General features: G+C 44.8%; 11 protein-coding genes. 9 read left to right on the top strand and 2 right to left on the bottom strand.

The genetic code is table 11. The features are described 5' to 3' along the window. The first annotated feature begins 12 nt into the window (after positions 1 to 12). From sufD to CES82_RS07315, 7 genes are all read left to right on the top strand, one after another. Positions 13 to 1,314, top strand: a complete 1,302-nt coding sequence (sufD, locus tag CES82_RS07345) for a Fe-S cluster assembly protein SufD (protein ID WP_098825209.1) — start codon at positions 13 to 15, stop codon at positions 1,312 to 1,314. Beyond that, a complete protein-coding gene (locus CES82_RS07340; RefSeq protein ID WP_098824965.1) occupies positions 1,295 to 2,542 on the top strand; it encodes a cysteine desulfurase in 1,248 nt (415 codons plus the stop codon). The genes sufD and CES82_RS07340 overlap by 20 nt, the downstream gene beginning before the upstream one ends. Continuing rightward, positions 2,520 to 2,996 (top strand): Fe-S cluster assembly sulfur transfer protein SufU, encoded by a 477-nt coding sequence (sufU, locus tag CES82_RS07335; protein ID WP_098824963.1) that lies wholly within the window; start codon positions 2,520 to 2,522, stop codon positions 2,994 to 2,996. The genes CES82_RS07340 and sufU overlap by 23 nt, the downstream gene beginning before the upstream one ends. 242 nt (positions 2,997 to 3,238) lie before the next feature. Then, positions 3,239 to 4,417 (top strand): RNA-guided endonuclease InsQ/TnpB family protein, encoded by a 1,179-nt coding sequence (locus CES82_RS07330; protein WP_225364870.1) that lies wholly within the window; start codon positions 3,239 to 3,241, stop codon positions 4,415 to 4,417. Positions 4,418 to 4,570: 153 nt separating this feature from the next. After that, entirely contained in the window at positions 4,571 to 5,995 is a 1,425-nt protein-coding gene (gene sufB / locus CES82_RS07325; protein WP_098824961.1) for a Fe-S cluster assembly protein SufB, read from the top strand. A gap of 242 nt (positions 5,996 to 6,237) precedes the next feature. Further along, positions 6,238 to 6,537 (top strand): cupin domain-containing protein, encoded by a 300-nt coding sequence (locus CES82_RS07320; RefSeq protein WP_098824959.1) that lies wholly within the window; start codon positions 6,238 to 6,240, stop codon positions 6,535 to 6,537. 399 nt (positions 6,538 to 6,936) lie between these two features. Next, entirely contained in the window at positions 6,937 to 9,153 is a 2,217-nt protein-coding gene (locus CES82_RS07315; protein WP_225364869.1) for an amidase family protein, read from the top strand. 57 nt (positions 9,154 to 9,210) lie between these two features. Here CES82_RS07315 and CES82_RS07310 read toward each other — a convergent pair whose 3' ends face one another. Next, a complete protein-coding gene (locus CES82_RS07310; protein WP_143466296.1) occupies positions 9,211 to 16,638 on the bottom strand; it encodes a MucBP domain-containing protein in 7,428 nt (2,475 codons plus the stop codon). Between the two features lie 255 nt (positions 16,639 to 16,893). Here CES82_RS07310 and CES82_RS07305 point away from each other — a divergent pair, with 255 nt between their 5' ends. Next, positions 16,894 to 17,502 (top strand): sugar O-acetyltransferase, encoded by a 609-nt coding sequence (locus CES82_RS07305; protein ID WP_098824955.1) that lies wholly within the window; start codon positions 16,894 to 16,896, stop codon positions 17,500 to 17,502. Positions 17,503 to 17,580: 78 nt separating this feature from the next. Here CES82_RS07305 and CES82_RS07300 read toward each other — a convergent pair whose 3' ends face one another. Beyond that, complete coding sequence (locus CES82_RS07300; protein WP_439959051.1) at positions 17,581 to 19,119, bottom strand: multicopper oxidase family protein; 1,539 nt, start codon at positions 19,117 to 19,119, stop codon at positions 17,581 to 17,583. Between the two features lie 133 nt (positions 19,120 to 19,252). On the opposite strand from CES82_RS07300, the gene CES82_RS12480 reads away from it, so the two are divergent. After that, positions 19,253 to 19,414 carry a hypothetical protein gene (locus CES82_RS12480; RefSeq protein ID WP_098824951.1) on the top strand — a complete coding sequence of 54 codons (162 nt, stop codon included), beginning with the start codon at positions 19,253 to 19,255 and terminating at the stop codon, positions 19,412 to 19,414. Positions 19,415 to 19,442: the final 28 nt, after the last annotated feature.

Here is a 19,442-nt window from a genome sequence, read left to right as displayed (position 1 = left end):
GGGGTCGTTTTGATAAGTGCCGTTCAAGATTATGAAGCAGTAAAGACCGCAGTGAAAACTGCTGCCAGCGCGCACGGCGAGCCTCAGTGGTTCGTGGATCGTCGCCTTGCAGCCATCGATGCCATGCAGGATCTGCCATTGCCAGAAATGAAACGCTATGATTTTCATCGCTGGCCTTTGATGGATAACATGACACTCACTTTTAGAGACAGTGACAAGCATCTCGCTGATCATTTACCTAAGGCTGATAACCAGATTCGGTTTGTTCAAGTTGGTCAGACCACCGTTGCTGTGAACTTACCGGATGAACTGGCAGCTCAAGGGGTCATTTTAACCGATATTTTTAGTGCTTTTCGTGAACATTCAGATTTGACTAAAAAGTACTTTATGGAAAAAGTGACCAAGTATAACGAAAACAAATTAACGGCGTACCAACAAGCCTTTTTAAATTCCGGTATCTTTTTATACGTGCCAAAAGGTGTGGTAATCAAACAGCCAATTGAGGCGTTTCTAATTCAGGATAGTACGGTAAAACAAGCCATGGTGTCACACGTGTTGATTATTGCTGAAGAGGATAGTCAGTTATCCTTCATTCAACATTTAACTACTGAAGGCGACGTTGCCAATGCCGCACATTGCATGGTTGAAGTGATGAGTGGTGCTAATAGTCACGTCCACTTCTCTAGTGTGGATGAATTAGGTGAACAGACCTATTCGTTTCTCCATCGACGAGCCAACCTTAGTCGTAACGCGCGTTTTGACTGGGCAATTGGCATCGTTAACGACCAGAATACGCTAGGCGATATCACCAGTGAATTAATTGGTGAGGGTTCTCATTCTGAATCAAAGGTTATTGCGGTAACCACAGGTAAACAGAGTAACGGGATCAATAACCGAGTGGTTAACCGGGGAAAGCATACGACGGCTAATATCTCTCAACGTGGTGTGCTGCTGGAAAAGTCCGAGCTGGTCTTTAACGGTATCGGTGACATTATTCACGGTGCGTCTGGCGCAAATGCCGAACAGGAAAACCGGGTACTCATGATGTCTAATCAAGCCCATGGTGATGCTAACCCAATTCTGTTAATCGATGAAGATGATGTGATTGCCGGGCATGCGGCTAGTGTTGGCCAAGTGGATCAAAATCAGCTGTACTACCTGATGAGTCGAGGAATCGATAAGAAATTAGCTCAACGGTTGGTCATTCGTGGGTTCTTGGGTGCTGTTTTGGATGAAATTCCACTACCGGAAGTCCGTCAAGAAATGATTGACATGATTGAAAGGAAGCTTGAAGATGGACAACACTTTGAGTAAATTGTTACAGGATTTTCCAATTTTAGATCAAAAAGTGAACGATGAACGTCTAGTATATTTAGATAACGCCGCCACTGCTCAACGCCCAAACCAAGTAATTGAAGCGCTAACACATTTTTACCAAACGGATAACGCTAATGTTCACCGGGGTGTCCACACCTTGGCAGAAAGAGCAACTGCTGATTACGAAGCTGCTCGTCGTAAAGTGCAAAAGTTTATTCATGCACCGGAACCAGAGGAAGTTATTTTCACTAAAGGTTGTACGGATGGCTTGAACTTAGTGGCCAGTACCTATGGTGAAGCCAACGTTTCTGCTGGAGACGAGATTGTGATTTCAATCATGGAACACCACAGCAACCTGATTCCGTGGCAGCAACTAGCCATTCGTAAGGGTGCTACGTTAAAGTACATTCATTTGACGGATGACGGGGAACTTGACTTAGAAGAAGCTAAGCAGTTAATTACTGACAAAACTAAGATTGTCGCGGTCGCTCATGCCTCTAACGTTATGGGCACCGTTAACCCAATCAAACAGTTAGCTAAACTAGCTCATCAACATGGTGCAGTTTTTGTTGGTGATGGTGCGCAAGCCGTACCGCATATGGCGGTTGATGTTCAGGATTTAGACGTTGATTTCTACGCTTTTTCTGGGCATAAAATGATGGGTCCTACTGGTATCGGTATTTTATATGGTAAACGCGAATTACTAGAAGCAATGCCACCTTACCAATACGGTGGCGAAATGATTGGCTTTGTTCACCAGCAGGAATCGACTTGGGCAGAATTGCCTTATAAATTTGAAGCTGGAACGCAAAATATCGCCGGTGCAGTTGGCTTAGGAGCCGCTGTTGATTATTTAACTGGTATTGGCATGTCAGTAGTGCGTGCGCACGAACAGGAACTAGTGAATTACCTGTTACCTAAGATGGAAGCTATCGATGGTGTTCAAGTTTATGGGCCACAAGATCCTGCTAAGCATACGGGTGTTATTGCGTTTAATCTAGAGAACTTGCACCCACACGATGTTGCCACTGCCTTAGACATGGAAGGTGTGGCAGTTCGTGCCGGACATCACTGCGCACAGCCACTGATGGAATATCTTGGACTAACCGCCACAGCACGTGCTAGTCTGTATCTGTATAATACGCAAGCGGACGCTGATCGTTTGCTTGTGGCACTTCAAGAAACAAAGGAGTTCTTCAATCATGGGTCTAGAGAAACTAAATAGTTTATATCGAGAAGTGATTTTGGATCACTCGGATCATCCGCATCACAAACATGCGCTGCCGGACGCGACTCATAAGATTACACTGAAGAATCCGACTTGCGGTGATGTCATTAACTTGGATATCCAGCTGGACGATCAGGATCGAATTAGCGATATCGGTTTTACCGGTGATGGTTGCACGATCAGTCAATCCAGTGCCAGCATGATGACGGATGCTGTTATGGGTAAATCCAAGGATGAAGCCTTAAACATGGCAAAGACTTTTTCTGACATGGTCATAGGTAAAAAACATCCTCAAAAAGATTTGGATGAACTTCAAGACGCCGCAATCTTAAGCAACATCATGACGTTTCCAGCGCGTATTAAGTGCGCGACACTTTCATGGTGGGCATTGCAGCGTGCATTGTTAAAACAGCCAGACGGCAATGTGGATGATTCTGAGAAGGAGGAATAAACAGTAACTGTTTTGCTGTAAAAGGATATCAATCCTTGTAAAGTGGTGTTTCTATACTATTCTGTGCCTGGTAAAAGGTATAACAAGGTTAAAGTTAGAAGTTAAATTTTCTGTATTAGCTGATAGCTTATATGTAGTGATTTATATGAATTTCATTAAAAGGCTTTTTGAGCTAAATCCATCCCGTATAATATGAGGGACACCTCACCTTGGTGATTAAATTCCATAAGGCGGAATATCTGATGTTACTCACCTACAAAGTCGAAATTAAGCCGACTGAAAAACAAGCTTGGCAGATTGATTGTCATATTGGTGGCAGTCGTTGGGCCTATAACCTGTTTTTGGATATCAATCAGCAACGCTACGAAATGGGTTATTGCTACTTAAACGCTTACGCTTTTAGTAAGTGGTTTAACCATGAGTATCTAAAAGCTAACCCTGATGATATGTGGATCAAGGATTTATATGCTAAATCGGTCAAACAGGCCTTTATTGACGCTGATACGGCCATGAAGCGGTTCTTTAAGAAACAGAGTGGTTTTCCTCACTGGCGATCGTTTAAGCGCAGTCAGGGTAGTTATTACTTTGTTGAGAACGGTAAAACGCAAATCATTGCCTGTCAGCGTCACCGAATCAAGTTGCCGAAGCTTGGCTGGGTACGTTTGAAAGAGTTTGGCTACATTCCTGCAGACTCAGAACACTTTGTTATCAAACAAGGCCGAATCAAATTCAAAGCTGGCCGTTATTACTTGACTTGTTTAGTGGAACAGACCGAACTGCCAAAGTTAGAAGTGACCGGTGAGCCCATTGGCATTGATCTTGGTCTAAAAGAGTTTGCCGTTCTAAACGATGGTACTCTGTATCACAATCAGAATAAAAGTAGTCGGGTAAGACGCATCAGAAAACGCCTTAGACGCCTGCAAAGAAAGTTGTCCCGTCAGTATCAAGCACTGAAAGCTAGAAGACAGAAAGAAGGGAAATCTGCTACTGATTTAAATCTAGCTAAAACTCAGCGGAAAGTGCAACGCTTATATCAACGGTTAACCAATATTCAGTCAGATTATCAAAATAAGATTATCGCCGCTGTGGTGAGAACCAAACCGCAGTGGGTAGCCTTAGAAGACTTGAATGTTAAGGGTATGATGAAAAATCGGCATTTAGCTAAAGCCGTTAGTTACCAAGGATTCTATAGTTTTAGAATCAAATTAGTTTCTAAATGCCAGCAAATAGGCATTCCGGTACACCTGACTGGCCGGTTTGAACCAACTTCTAAGTTATGCCATCAATGTGGCTATAAAAAAGTTGATTTAAAGCTAAGTGAGCGCACCTATCAATGTCCTAAATGTAGTTATACCGAAGATCGCGATATTAATGCGGCCCTGAATATCAGGGATACTGAAAACTTTGAATTAGCCTACTAAAACAGGTTTCAAAGGATGTACCGGTGGCTAGCCGGGAATTAACGCTTGTGGACTATCATATCAACTGTATTAGTGAGTTTTATACGAGGCAGGATAGGGAGAAGCAAGAATAATCTATAACTTTTTATAAGTTATCAGTAGCAGGAGTAGCAAATGGCAGAAGGAACAGGCGCACAAAATGTCCCAGACATTGTTGCTAACGATAAAGATTATGAATACGGTTTTCACGACGATATCAAGCCAGCATATTCAACAGGTCGTGGGCTAACAGAAGAAACGGTTCGGAAGATTTCAGCCGAAAAAAAGGAACCTAAATGGATGCTAGACTATCGTCTGAAATCGTATGAAGCATACAAAAAGCTGCCCATGCCGGATTATGGTCCAGATTTGAGCGAGCTTGATTTAAAGAATATGCTTTACTATCAAAAGATGACTGATAAAAAATACCGGGACTGGAATGACGTCCCTGATGATCTAAAGAAGACCTTTGACCGTTTGGGCGTGCCAGAAGCTGAACGTAGTTACCTTGCGGGTTCATCAGCACAATACGAATCTGAAGTGGTTTACCACAACATGCGAAACGATTTTGAAAAACTGGGGATTATCTTTACCGATACCGATACGGCGTTGCGTGAATACCCAGAGTTGTTCAAAAAGTGGTTTGGCAAGTTAGTTAAGCCGACTGACAATAAGTTTGCTGCACTGAATGGGGCTGTTTGGTCCGGTGGTTCGTTTATTTACGTGCCAAAGGGTGTCCAAACTAAGACGCCAATTCAAGCGTACTTCCGTTTGAACGCGGAGAATTCTGGTCAATTTGAACGGACACTGATCATTGTGGACGAAGGCGCCAGAGTGGACTACGTGGAAGGCTGTACCGCACCGAACTATTCGTCTGATAGTTTGCACGCTGCGGTAGTTGAAGTGAACGTTGAAAAGGACGCTTACTGCCGTTACACGACGATTCAAAACTGGTCGGACAACGTCTATAGTTTGGAAACGAAGCGGGCCGCAGCTCAAGAGAACGCCACCATGGAATGGGTCGATGGTAACTTAGGATCTAAGGTGACCATGAAGTACCCAAGCGTTTACTTAGATGGTGAAAATGCCCGTGGGACGATGCTTTCGATTGCCGTTGCTTCTAATGGTATTCATCAAGATTCTGGTGCGCGGATGATTCACAATGCACCGAATACGTCTAGTTCAATTGTCTCAAAGTCAATTGCTAAAACTGGTGGTGCCACCGATTATCGCGGGACAGTTCGCTTCACAAAGAAGTCGGATGGTTCAAAGGCCCACGTTGAATGTGACACGATCATCATGGATGACCAGTCGTCGTCAAACACGATTCCGTATAACGAAATTTATAACGGCAATGTGGCGATGGAACATGAAGCAAAGGTCTCCAAGATTTCAGAGGAACAGCTGTATTATTTGATGTCGCGAGGAATCTCGGAATCAAAGGCGACTGAAATGATTATCATGGGCTTCGTGGAACCATTTACGAAACAACTGCCGATGGAGTATGCGGTTGAGTTGAACCGGTTGATTAGTTTTGAGATGGAAGGGTCAATAGGTTAGGTGCGAAGACAGGCGGTTAGAGACTGGAGCCTAAGCTGATACCGATAGAAATCCTGGGCTTGGATTTATATTGGTATTGGCTTAGGTGCAAGTCTCTGCCTGTAGTAGCCCGATTAGGCTAGATAGAAGTAAGACGACAAAGTAAAAACGCTCAATCAAAAATTAAACGCTCAATCGAAAAATAATAGTAGCAGATTTCCTGCCACTATTTACATACATGCATAATGATAATGGAGGCAATCATGAAAGTATTAACACCAGATACAACGGTATCAGAGGGACCTGACAGGATGATGGTAGAGCACCATTTGTCCATCGTTAGGTTAGTTTTACCCAAGGGTTTTACTATTAAACGTCACCGCTCATCAATGACTGTAACTGTCGTGGCAATCAAGGGATCAATCCAGTTCCATACTGATGATGACGTGACCACGCTGGTACCAGGCAAAGCTGTTGTGATGCAGCCAGGTGAATTTCATTGGTTGGAAGCACCTGATGAAGCTGGTCAAGTGATGGTGGTTCATGGTGTGTTGGCAGAATAATTTGAAGTAATAAGGACTCAGGCAATGCTTTTGATTGCCTGAGTTTTTTGATTTCACGATTTCAAATTGAAATAAAAGGGAAATTAAAAAATATTCTAAAAATAGATATTGAAAATAACACATTAGTTTATATATTTAATGCTTATCTTATGAAATATATTAGGAAATAACGAGTTTAAACGCCTTGATAATTTTGGCAATATACTTTATTGTGAAGCCATTAATAATATACCATACACGTTCTACATAAATTTCGCTTTAATAATATTTAATATTTTATGATAATCATTAGAATTTTATGATTTATAGGGCTTGAAAAGCGCTTTCATTTTTTATGAAAATGGCGTAGTCTAAATGAGCAATACTATTTCATATATATTTGAAAGTGGGGATGGATAAATGGGTTGGTTTGGGAAGCGCAACCAGCATCAATTACGTAAGGGGTTACTTATAACAGTGGTAACCTTGGGAATGTTTGGCTTAGGTGGTCAGACGATTGTTCAGGGGGCTGAGACCAGTTCTCAGGCAACTGTTACAGCTACTGCACCACAAAGCACGCTGACACTATCTCAGTACGAGCATTCAACCGCGTCACAGTTAGCTGCAATGGTCCGTAGTAACAAGGTCACTAAGCAGCAACTGATCAAGTTAGCTGTTCAAAAGATCAAGCAGGATAACCCGCAATTAAACGCTGTTTTGACTTTACGAGAAGATAAAGCTTTGAGTGAAGCTGATGCAATGAAGGATACTGGTCAGCCATTTTACGGTGTGCCAATTTTGATCAAGGGATTAGCACAAGAATTAAAGGGTGAGCCGGCTACGCAAGGACTCCCATACTCTAGTGATCGGGTTGCAAGTTATACCAGACCGTTTGTAGCTAAGCTGCAGAGTCTAGGTTTCATTGTCATCGGTCAGACGAATTATCCCGAACTGGGGTTGATCAATGTCACCACATCAAAATTGTACGGGACTGCTTCAAACCCTTGGAACACGGCAGATAATCCCGGTGGTTCATCGGGTGGGTCAGCTGCTAGTGTGGCGGATGATATGGTACCGATTGCAACCGGCAATGATGCTGGTGGTTCGATTCGAATTCCAGCTTCATGGTCAGGCTTGATTGGTCTAAAACCAACATCTGGTATGATTACCGGTGATAGTGCGACCAGCTCAATGGCTAGTTTTGCCGAAACCAAATCAATGGCGGACACTGAAACGCTATTCAATAATATGTTGAGCGGCAAAGTGACAGATGTACCAGCACCTAGTGATCTGAAGAAAGAAACCATTGCTTATTCAACTAAGTCACCCGTTGGAACGCCAGTCAGCCAGGATGCTGTCGATGCTGTTCAGCAAGCGGTTTCGTTTCTTAAAGATCAAGGCTTTAATGTTAAGCAGGTTGATAGTCCAGTTGATGGCAAGGCACTGATGATGGCCTATTACAAATCAGGTACCAGCGATGGGTTTGCAGCCAATTCATTTGCAAGGAGTAAGTTCAAACGTGACTTGGGCCCAGATGACGGCAGTATTATGACTTATGCCTTGTATGAAGCAAGCAAGAAACTTAACCCGGCTACCGATGGTGTTCAGGTTCAACAAACCATTGCAACTGCCAGACAGCAAATGAGCGATTTTCATAAACAGTATCCAATTTATCTGACGCCGACGACCGCAACCACGGCGCCAAGCAATGATGATCCAGCTTTCTTACCAGAATACGTTGAAAAATTACGACACATTGGTTCATTAGACAGCGCTCAGCAAATGCAACTGATCTATGATGCCTGGCTTCATGGACTGACCAAGACACCATTTACCCAGCTGGCTAATCTGACTGGAGAACCAGCAATCAGTTTGCCAACCTATGTGAGTGCCAATAAGATGCCTTTGGGGATTCAGTTCCAAGCTGCTAAGGGACAGGATCAGACATTGATTGCCTTAGGAAAATTATTTGAATCTAACGGCCAGTTCAAGATGTTGGACAATCAAAAACAGGCTGATGAGTCAAATAATAATTTCTCAGAAAGTCAGCCTTCAACGCCAACTGTGCCTGATCAAAGCAATCAAGCGAGTCAAAATAATCAAGGCAGTCAAGGCAGTCAAGGCAGTCAAGGCAGTCAAGACAGCTCTAGTCAGTCGAATAATCCCGTCAAACAACCTAGTCAACCAGCTAAACAGGCGGTTAATTTTCCACGCTTCGTCTATGCCAAAACGGGTATCAATGTTTATCGGGATGTGAATCTAACTAAACGAGTACAGCACTTCGACAAACAGCCACGGACTAAAGCGGTCACTTTTAAAGTTGAAGGCGTGGCATACTCTAAGAATGGCACCTTACGTTACAAAGTTAAAAATGGCTACATTTCTGCTAATGCCAAAATTGTCGCGGGCTTGTACTACAAAGCTCTACCAAAACGAGTTAAAGTGATTGCAGCTAAGGGGATTTACGAGTATCCACACGCTACTTTCAAGGTCAGTCAACGTCAAGCACACCTTAAAAAGGGTATGATTGTAACTGCTAAATTGATTAAACAAAGTGGTCAAATTACTAAGATTCAGTTAACCTCAGGGAAATGGATCACCGCAAATAAGAAGACAATCATTGCGGTCAATTCTTAAACCGGTTACATCAAAAACCGCTGTTACTTTTAACAAAGTAGCAACGGTTTTTGGTTTCTAGTAATTGCTCTTTACCAGTTTACTATAGGCGGTAATATAGCCATTATCGATTCGATAACGCTTCAATGATTTCACGTGGTAGTTATAGCCATCGCTGTAGTCCCAATTGAGAATACCGAACGACTTTGGCGTCACTTTCTTGAAGTGTTCAAGCTTGGTTATTAAATCCAGATCACCGTACCGATTGAGCGCTTTAAGCTTGGTTGCACGCTTCGGCTGCGGAATGGTACCCATCTTGACGAGAAGCTTGCTTGCGGTCACGATTTGGCCGTTGGTGAGCACGAAGCGGGTCGCGGTTTTATCTTTGAGGATTCGCGCGACTTTTAGAACCGTCCCTTGACGGTAGTGGGTGACTTTACCCGTCAGGTCGGTGTTCTTATAGCCGTTGATGCCCTTTGGATTGATCACCGTGATAGTGGTCGGCACGATGTGGTAGTAAGCGCTGCGGACGTCTTCGGGATCGGCAGTGATGTAGCCCATCAACCCGTAGGTATCACTCTTAGAATTGATGTCGCGCACCAGATAGCGCAGTCGGTTTTGGCTGTCACGAACCGTGTCGATCACCATGAAACGGGGCCGGTAAATCCGTGGCTTCTTCACGTAGGTCATGACGATGTTATCGTTAGTAAAGTTAGCGGTGGTATGCAGGCTGATTTCTTTCATAGCATAAATGACTTTTGCCGGAACGTTCTCCGGAATGATGTCACCGGGGTTGCCAGCTGGTGGGGTAGTATCAGGTGTTTCTGGCGGTACCACGTTGGCGTTGTCCACGGTGTAAATCAGATAAAGACCAGTTTGTAATTCACCGAGGACGGTGGGAAGAGCCAACGTCTCGCCACTAGCTGTACGCACATTTGAGAACTGGTAACCAGGAATGGCTTGTTGCAACCCAGTCAGGTCAGCCGCAGTGAACGGATCTTGATAATTACCTGGAACCTGCTGAGCCATTCCAATAGTCTGACCGCTGTCATCCAGGTAGTAAACCGGCACGGTCACTTTAATTGGCTGATAGACCACGTGCAGGCCACCATTTTCAAGGTCGCTGAAACTAATTGGCAACGAAAATGGATTGCCGTTGTTATCCTCGAAATGGTCGAAGACGTAACCCGGCAGTTCAGGAACGTTGACCTGTTCCGCGGTGAGAAGGTCGTCTGGGCCACCGTGAATGTTAGTTGGCGGCTGGATGTGGTTGCCAGCTGGATCCACGTAGTTGATGGTGACGGTGATATCCGTTGGCACTTCGTTTACACGGTAGACCAGCTTGATACCCTCGGTAAGGGTCCCCAGAGTTAGTGGCAAACTCAGCGGCTTGCCTGTTGCGTCCTGTGCTTCCACGAAGGTGTAACCGTCGATTGGCGTTGCAAGCTCAGCGATAGTGCCAGTGGTGAGCTGATCTAGGTAGTTACCGCTGGTTCGCTGTTGGTTGGCAATGACGTGACCTTCTGTGTCCACGTAACTCACTGGCAGAGACACTTTAATTGGCTGGTAAACCACTCGGAGGCCGGTTTCTACGGTATCAAGCGTGGTCGGTAAGGTGATCGTATTGCCCACGTGATCAGTCAACTTAGTGAACTGGTAGCCGGGTACGTCTGGAATTGGCACACGATTGGCGGTAATTTGCTGGTCAGATTCAATCTCAATGTTGATTGCTGGCAGAAGTTGGTTTCCTGCTAAATCAACGTAAGTGACGGGAACGGGCGTGGTGACGGTTCCTTCGATCTCTTCGGTGTACAGAAGCTTAATGCCCGCGGGATCAATGGCGCCAAACTGAATTGGTAAGGTCAGCACGTTACCATGGGCATCGCGAACGGTGTCAAAAGTGTAACCGTCGATTGGTGTTACCAGCTGGGTGATGCTTTCTGGGGTGAGTTCATCCAGATAGTTAGCGCTGATTTGGGTGGATTCGGCGATTGGATTATTTTCGTCATCCACGTATTGAACCGGGATGGTGACTTGAATCGGTTCATACACCACTTGGATGCCGTTGTCGATGATCTCGCTGAAGGTGATTGGCAACGTGATCGGCTGTTGTGCGTTATCAGCGAAGTGGTCGAAGGTGTAGCCGGAAATCGTTGGCAGCGTAAGGTCGTCAGCAGTCAGTTGCTGACTTGGCTGATGGGAAATGGTGCCAGCCTGGTGTAATTCCGTACCCTGTGGATCCACGTATTTAATAGTAACTTCCGCCTGATTTTCGAAGTAAACCAGCTTGATACCAGTAGGGTCGATAGTGCCAAATTGGGCTGGCAGTGTCAGTGGATCACCGGTTGAATCTTGGACTTCAGTGAAGGTATAACCATCGATTGTTGGCGTGTACTGACTGATGATCTCGTTGGTGAGCGAGTCGAGATAGTCGCCAGTCAGCAGCTGTGAATTACCAACCACTTTACCGGTAGTATCGACGAGTTGAACCGGGATTGAGACTTGAACCGGCTTGTAGACAACTTTGAAGCCATTGGCGACGATGTCACTCATGGCAATTGGCAACGAAACCGTGGCATTGTTTTTGTCAGCGAAGTGGTCAAACGTGTAGCCGGTGATCGCTGGCACAGCAATGTCATTGTCAGACAGCTGCTCACTTGGCTGGTGGTTGATCATTGCTGATGGCAGCAGTTCTTCACCATTCAAATCAACGTATTGAATCGGTGCAGTAACCGTGTTTTCACGGTACACGAGGTTGATCTCGGTGGCCGTAATTGTGCCAAACTGGACAGGTAAATTCAGTGCCTGACCGGATGAATACTGAGCTTCAACAAACGTGTAACCGGAGATTGGCGTTGCCAGACCAGCAATCTGATCAGCGGTGAGTTGATCTAAATAGTTGCCACGGGCTTGCTGCGGGTCGGCAAGCTTTTTGCCGTTTTCATCGACATAGTTCACGGTGACGGCGACTTGAACCGGTGCGTATACCGCTTGAATGCCGTTACTGATAATCTCGGCGAACTTCAGCGGTAGGGTGATGGGTTGGAGGTTGCCATCGACGAAGTGGTCGAAGGTGTAGCCAGTGATTGCTGGTAGGGTAATCTCATCAGCAGTGAGTTGCTGACTTGGCTGATTGGAGATGGTGCCAGCTGAATGTAATTCATTGCCAGCTGCATCGATATATTTAATAGAAGATTTTGCTTCGTTTTCGGTGTAAATGAATTTGATGCCAGCCGGATCGATGGCGCCTAATGGGGTTGAAGCCGGCAGCACATTGCCTTGAGTATCTTGGATTTCTTTGAAAGTATATCCTATAATATCGTTGGTTAAATTCAAATTGCTCAGTGTATCCAAGTAATTACCGGCGGCTTGCTGTGGTTCGGCAATGGTGTTGTTATTGGTGTCGACATACTGAACCGGAATGGTCACTTGAACGGGCTGGTAGTGGACAAGAATATCGCCGTTAACAGTACTAAACGTAGTAGGGAGCGTGATTGGATGACCCGTTTCATCGGTGATTGGGCCGGCTGTATACCCAGTTATCTCTGGTGTTTGCAGTGATTCAAGGTTCAATTCCGCACTAAACTTTCCGTTAAGTGGTAAAGCTTCACTCAATGCGTTACCCGCAGGATCCACATAGTGAACGGTCAACAGCACGTCGTTTTCATTGTAGACGAGCTTGATTCCAGCTGGATCGATTGCTCCAAGTGTCGTTGGTAGAGTTAGTGGGCTGCCGGTTGAATCTACGACTGCCGAATAGGTGTAGCCGTTAATGGAAGGAGCCATTACTCTGATTTGCGCGTCAGTAAGCTGATCAAGATAGTTTCCCGTGATTTGAATCGGGTCTAACTTGCCAATCGGTTTATCGGTAGCGTCCACGATTTGAACCGGGATGGTGACTCGAACTGGCTGGTAAGTGACCTGGATGTCGCCGTTGACAGCACCAAAGGTCGTTGGAAACGTAATCGTGTTACCGGAGCTATCTGTAATGGTGTCCGCGGTGTAACCCGTGAATTCAGAAATCGGCAGGTCGTTACGAGAAAGCGCCTGATTAAAACTGCCATTAATGGATGAATCTTTTCCCAGCGGATTACCATCAGGATCCACATAGTGCACGGCGAGGAGCACATTATTTTCAGTGTAAACCAGCTTGATGCCTTTGGGGTCGATCGCCCCAAGTTGTGTTGGCAGAGTCAGCGCGTTACCGGCGGCATCCTGAACTGTTGAATACGAGTAGCCGTTGATTGAAGGTGCCATTTCCCTGAGCATGTCCGCGGTGAGTTCATCCAGATAGTTGCCAGTGATCGCTGGAAAATCGGCTAAATGAGTCCCAGCAGAATTAACAATATCGACTGGAACCGAGACTTGAATTGGCTCATATACTGCCGTTAATTGTTTGCCAACTAAATCGCCAAAGTTGACTGGTAGCGTCACCAAATTATTATCCTGATCAATGAGTTGTTTCCGCGTGTATCCGTTAATTGTGGCAATTTGATCCGGTGTCAATTGATGAGCAGCAAAACCATCGATTGAACCAGACGTAAGAAGTGGGTTACCATCTGGATCCACGTAGCTGATTGGTACTGAAACCCGATCTTCATCATAAATGAGATTGATGCCTTCTCGAATGGTGGCGGCTGAACTTGGAAAAGTAACCAGGTTACCGGCGTTATCTCGGGCTTCTTTGAACGTGTAATATTTGATGGCGACTTCTTTAGCCGTAATCTGTTCGGTAGTCACATTTTCATTGATTGGGCTATCGAGGGAATCGTCGGCGGCAATCGATACTGGATTGACGTTTGAATTCAGATAATGAATCGGGATAGTAATCGAATTTGGCGCATAAACGTACGTGATGCCTTCGCGAACTGTATTAATTGTTGCGTCGGCTGAAATAGTCTGGTGGTCGGCGGTCGTCTCAACGTGGTCGAAGGTATAATCCGGTATGCTTAGTTGATTATCACTCAGCCAATCGCTAGTTAACTTTGCGTTCACGGCACCAGAAGCCTGTGCTGTTATATGAATGACATTACCGTGGTTATCAACGTAACTCACGGTGATTGGCAAGGTGTTCCCTTTGTAGACCAACGTTAAACCGGCTTGTAGTTCAGGGTAGGTCATTGATGTGGTGATTGGCGTGCCATCGCTGGTTTCATAGTGGTCAAACGTGTAGTCGGGAATGTCAATCTGCCCCAGTTTGCTGTCAGGTGAGAACGTGCTGACAGCTGTACCAGTATCGGATCCGCTTTGCGGCAGTATATTACCGAGGTCGTCCTTATAGGTGAAATTAATCGTGGCCGGATCTGGCGCGTACAAGAGTCGAAGCTGATAGCCATTTGTGAGGTAGGGGACGGTGGTCGTGTTGGACAATGGGGTTGTGGTGCCGTCAGCTGCAACAATTTCAGCGGATGTGTAGTGGAAATTGGTGATTGGAGTTGCTTGATCCGCAACGTTTAAACTAGTGTCCGAGGATTGATCAACAGTCGTATCTGATGATAGCGGGACAAATTGATGATCAGCATCATAGTAACCGTGTTGTACCGTTACCGTACTGCTTGTTGGTGCAAATAAGACGGTTAGATTCTGCGGGTCGGCAGTGTAAGTGCCGGCACCAGGAACCGCCTGAGCAAGACCATTGTTGGCAAGATAATCAGAATAATTACCAGTGCCATTCAAAACTAAATAGTTGCTGCCATATTTATCGGTCAACCACTCCAGCGGATATGTCGTGTTAGAGTCGGACGAAATATCATAAGTGTCACCAACTGACCCACTCAATGGCGTCGAAGTTGCAACTTCTTCCTGCTGACCATTAGTCAGTAAATTCTCATAATTGACCTTTGTCGTGCCATAATCATCAGAAATAATGTACGGAATGGACACCCACACATCAAAAGCGGACGGATCTTTAGGATAGCCGTCCTCCCAAAAGACGTACCCCGCTGAAAGCCAGCCAACATCACCGGCCGGAGGAGTCTTGAAGTTATAGAACACGATGGTTTGATCGTTTTCGCTGACTGCATCAGCTGTACTTGCCTTATACATCTCATAGGTTTCTGGATAGTCAGTACTAAAATCGGAGCCATCAGAAGGATACATGTGAACTAATGACCCATCGTATTCTTTGACGTTGTAACTAACTTCCACGCTGGTAGTTCCAGGTTTAAGCACCAGCAATGGCATACTAATGCCATTGTAGCGTGAGCTGCCAATCCTATTGTCGTTAGGATTAGGTGCGGGCTGCGATTTTATCCAGTCGCTTTGGAAACCACTAATGTCACTGATTTGATTAAAGCTTAATTCAATATTTGCTAAATGGTCATTCGACCTTAATGCGGATACGTCTTGAATAGAAGTAGATAAAAAACGAACACTAGTTAGACTGTTTATTTTTGACAGTGCGCTGATATCCCATAACTTACTTTGAATGTCGCCACCATAAACCTGTTCAGAAACGTCAGAATTTACGGTGAAATTAATGGTGTTCAAATTTTGTGCATATTGTAGCCCTTCTAAGCTATTAGTTTGCACTAATGCTGTGTAAACCTGTGTGGGGGCAAGGTTTGTTGCACTAGTTTGCTGCTGGGCCATGGTTACGGTGAAATTGGTCAGGGTGCTTAGACTTGATTTTGAGAATGAATTTCTAAAACGAGTCCAAGTTGGAAACTGAGTGTTGTATTCCGTTAACCAAAGCAGATACTGGAACCAAACGTCGGGCATCCATTCGTCGACATAGTTTTTGCCAGTTTTAGGGTCAATTCCCACCGCATTGGCTGGTATAGCGGCAGCATAAGCACTACCTTGCCAGGTACCTGGTGTGATAGAAACATCAGACAAACTACGGTGATAATTAGCTAGCTGAGCAGTAATATTAATATCACCATCAATCGTATAGTAATATTCATCCGTAGCTGTGATTGCATCCTTACCAGTTGTGGGAATCGGCACGTTCAGCTTGATGCCGCCGACCGGTTTAACGCCTAAAGCATCGGGTGCAACCTGCGTGGTATTTTCCGGATCCGGAGTGATGGCTGTAATGTCAGTTGGAGATGCAGTGGCTTGAGAGCCAGCCGGATCATCATCAGTCTGATCAGTATCCGGTACTGCCTGTGATCCATCGTTACTCGGCAGTGTCCCTCCCGGCGGTGTTAGCGTGACACTGGCGGTTGAAGTGCCGGTTGAAGTGCCACTTGAGGTGTCCGTTGAACCAGGATCATCAGCGTCAGTGGTTGTGGTGACTGGGTCGGCATCAGTAACATCACTTGCTGGATTGCTTTCATTAGAAGATGAGGAATCAGCTATGACTTGATTGTTATTGATTCCATCAGTATTCTGTTCTGTACTGCTCGCTTCAGTTGTGACGGATGTTCGCAGAACGGTGCTGGAAGCAGTTTGATCAACTGAACTGGTGGTGTCGGTTGAAGGCGTCGAATCCTCTGAAGTTGAGGCTTTCACAACGGTTGTGGTATGCCCCCAAAAGAGACCGGTTGAGACTAATGCAATCACGTAAAAATAATGGCTGGGAAACCTTTTGAATGAACGGTTCAAATGATAGTTTATCACGCTAATCAGTCCTTTCTCTCATAAATCAAACACTCTCTTAAAGCAAAGACATAATAGCACATTTACTTGACTTTGACGTATAATTGGCTTGCTATTCTACGGGTTATTTGTCGGTCATTACAACCATTAAAATACAGGCTGGTAAACGTTTACATGTTTGCTATAATGGACTTGTTAGATATTAGGAGGAAAAGTTATATGACAGAGGATATGCACAATGGTAACCTTTATTTACCAATGGATAAAGCGATTTTAAAGGAACAGGAAGCTGCTCAAGAACTGCTTTATGATTTTAATCAGACGCGGCCCGGTGATCACGAGGGGCGTCAGCGGTTGCTTAAAAAGATGTTTGCTGAAATCGGTGAGGATACTTATATTGAACCGCCACTGCATTCGAACTTTGGTGGTAAGCACCTGCACTTTGGCAGTCACATTTATGCTAATTATAATTTAACCGCAGTTGACGATACTCACATTTACGTTGGTGATCACACCATGTTTGGTCCTAATGTGACTTTGGCGTCAGCAACTCATCCGGTTTTGCCTGAGTTGAGGGAAAAAGAATACCAGTATAATCTACCTATTAAAATAGGGCGTAATTGCTGGTTAGGTGCTGGCGTCATCGTCTTGCCAGGAGTTACCATCGGTGATAATTCAGTTATCGGTGCTGGCAGTGTTGTGACCAAGGATATTCCAGCCAATGTTGTCGCGATAGGAACACCTTGTCATGTGATGCGAGAAATTAACGAACATGATCGTCAATATTATCATCAGCAGCGAGAGATTGATTGGTCTAAAATTAAATAATTGGATAGTAAAAAGCGTTCGAAAACAAAATTCGAGCGCTTTTAATTTTAGTATTTGTATTTTATCAGTGAAGAATCGCTACATCTTCATACCATATTTACTATATGAATCCATGCCTGCCATCCACAAATCTTTTGGTTCAATACCGCGTTCTTTGGCGAATGCATTCATTAAAGTATCCATATCCATTAACTTGTACTTTGGCATTGGTTTTCCTGGCTCATAGGTTTGAATTTGGGCCATCATACCACCGTCTTCGTGTTCAATAATGTGGCAATGGTACATGTATACACCGGGCAGATCAAAGCGAACCAGGAGACGAACGGTTTCGCCTGGGTTAACCCCAACGGTATCTTTAAAGCCGTGTTCGTTTGGGTATGGTGCGTGACCATTACGAGAAATAACCAAGAATTCAGTGCCATGAACGTGGAAGGGATGCACCATCCCGGAGTCTTTTTCGTTGGTATTGGTGATATCCCAATACTGGCTTTGACCAACCGGCTGCGTGGCATCGATACGTTGCATACTAAACTTTTTACCATCCAGCATGACGGCTTCGTCCATACCACTCATTTCGATTTTACGAACGGGTGTTTTAGGATCAACTTCTGGTTTGTTGATAGTCAGCAGGTGATCCGGCAGCGTCGTGTTATCAGCCGCAAATTGATGAATTCTAAACTTTAGAATTGGCACATCATCGCTGAACAGGGTGACAGTCTGACCTTCGTGATAGCCAGCAAAATCAACCACGATTTCAGCTCGTTCTGCACAGGTCAGCATCAAATGATCCATGTAAACGGGTTCGGGTAAAAGACTGGAATCTCCAGCAATTTGAGCGAACTTCAGGTCATCTGAGAAGTGTAGCCGCCATTCTCTGCGGTTAGCACCGTCTAAGATTCGCAACCGTAATTTTTGAGTGGTAACGTCAAAGACGGGGTTAACGGTTCCGTTAATGAGAGCAGTCGGTCCCTGCACGCCATCTGGATCGTAGTCAGCATGGTAGTCTAGCTGATTATCTTCATGAAAACGACGATCTTGCAAAACCAGCGGAATATCGTCCACGCCATAGTGATGTGGTAAAGGTAAAGAATTGATGTGATCATCAGTCACCAGCACCATGGTTGCTAGGCCGTGCCAAACTTGTTCAGCAGTTGATGGGCATGGATGAGCATGAAGCCAAGTGGTTGCAGCGGGTTGATCCAAGGTGAAATCAATATGTTTCGTTTCCCCAGGATAAACGGGTGCGTGACAGCCACCGTCAACGTATGGACCGGAAACAATCAGGCCGTGCCAGTGAAAAGTCGTCAGTTCTGGTAAATGGTTTTCCAGCGCCACGTGAATGTGCTTGCCAACTGGGTAAACAATAGTTTGCCCGAGAATACTGGCATTATAGCCCCAAGTTTTAGTCTTTTTACCTGGCAAAATCGGAGTTTCGCCAGCTTGAGCCGTTACTGTATACCAGATATCAGTATCGGTTTCTTTATCGGGTTTTAAACGTGCAGGAATTGCCAACGGTTTTTCGGGTGCGTCGGCTATTTCCAACGGAACGTAACCACCGTCATGAGTATTGAAAGCAGGTTCATCAAAAAAGTAGTCGTGATAGATTTCTTCACTCATCATATATTCTCCTCTCATATTCTTCTCTATTATATCGCGAAAAGGCGCGAATATTATAAAAAATGTCATATTTTTAAGGAGCACCTAAATAATTTGTATTATAATAATAAACGATGAAAGAGGGGGGAGTTTGATGAAAAATATGTCGAAAGGTTTCCTGTGGCTATTATTGGTGTTGAATATTATTTTGATTGGTTTGTTGCTTAGCATGAACAATATGGCCGCCATGTGGATGATGGCGTTGATTATGTTACTTGATTCAATTAGTTCGCTCATTGCGGTTTACCGCAAATGAAAAAGCAGCTCACCAAATCAGTTAGATT

This window comes from Secundilactobacillus silagincola, assembly GCF_002583405.1.
Taxonomy (GTDB): Bacteria; Bacillota; Bacilli; order Lactobacillales; family Lactobacillaceae; genus Secundilactobacillus; species Secundilactobacillus silagincola.
The sequence above is the reverse complement of the archived record's forward strand: the minus strand, read 5'-3'. Positions and strand labels throughout refer to the sequence as shown.